This is a genomic window from Kocuria sp. JC486 (genome assembly GCF_011602805.1).
GTDB lineage: Bacteria > Actinomycetota > Actinomycetes > Actinomycetales > Micrococcaceae > Kocuria > Kocuria soli.
Genome location: NZ_JAAOZS010000058.1, coordinates 1 through 892, shown reverse-complemented (window position 1 = coordinate 892; position 892 = coordinate 1). Strand labels below are relative to the sequence as shown.

2 protein-coding genes are annotated in these 892 nt (G+C 61.8%); one reads left to right on the top strand and one right to left on the bottom strand.

From position 1 onward, the window contains the following. Positions 1 to 412: transposase (locus tag GWK18_RS12855; RefSeq protein ID WP_245193339.1), on the bottom strand; the 412-nt coding region annotated here is incomplete at its 3' end. A gap of 154 nt (positions 413 to 566) precedes the next feature. Here GWK18_RS12855 and GWK18_RS12850 point away from each other — a divergent pair. Next, complete coding sequence (locus tag GWK18_RS12850) at positions 567 to 845, top strand: hypothetical protein (RefSeq protein ID WP_166835731.1); 279 nt, start codon at positions 567 to 569, stop codon at positions 843 to 845. The last annotated feature ends 47 nt before the right edge of the window (positions 846 to 892 follow it).

The following is an 892-nucleotide window of genomic DNA, read 5'->3' as shown; positions in this document are numbered from 1 at the left end:
AACCTGAGCGCCAGCTGCTTCTGCTCCCGGCTGAGATGACCGTGCTTGCCCTGCATCCGGATCCTCCTGTGGTCAGTGACTGTCCCATCTCACAGGAGATGTTGCGCTGACCGCTTGAATCCGCCATCTCGTTGGCTCTCTTCAGCTCCCGGTTCTCCTGCTCGAGGGCCTTCATCTTCGCCGCCTCACTCGTGCTGACACCTGGTACGTGGCCCTCGTCGACGTCAGCCTGGCGGACCCAAGACCGCACCGACTCGGTGCCGTACCCGAGCTGGGATGCGACGCGCTGGATCGTGCCGTGTTCCGTGCCCAGCTCGGCTCGTAGTGTCCTGATCATCCGCACCGCAGCGGCCTTCTCATCGGGACTATAGCGACGCTTCGTCGGCTTCCCCGGGGTGGTGTCCTTCGGCATGAGTCCATCCTCGTTTCCACACGATGGAGACTCCAACCAACCCAGTGCGATTCACCACCTGCAGCAGCCTGCAGATGAGCTCGACCCCGAGCCGACGACGATCCACGACGTCGTCCTTGTTCGCATAACGAGACCTTGAAGTTATGGTTCCGACATGCGGCTTCTTCTCCTGGTCCTGTCAATCCTCCTGGTTGCCCTGACGTTCACGACGTTCGTCGTCGAAGGTAGGACATGGGAGATCTCGATGCGCGCCGCGCAGGCGGTTGTTCTCATAGCTCAGGCCACCGCTGGGTACTTCGCGGTCAAAAGCACGTCTAAGGCAGGAGCCGAAGCGCGTCTGGAGATCAACGATGTGCTCGCACCTTTGACCGCCACTCTCAAGGACATCCCACTCGCGCCGACGGCTAAGTGTACGAGGGCAGGACGTTGGTGACGCCAGCACGGAGCTGAGATGCTGGGGGATGTCCGCCCACTCCGCTG

What these genes read in the sequence shown, in the direction of transcription:
- GWK18_RS12850 (WP_166835731.1), top strand. Translation starts at nt 567, where the DNA reads ATGCGGCTTCTTCTCCTGGTCCTGTCAATCCTCCTGGTTGCCCTGACG.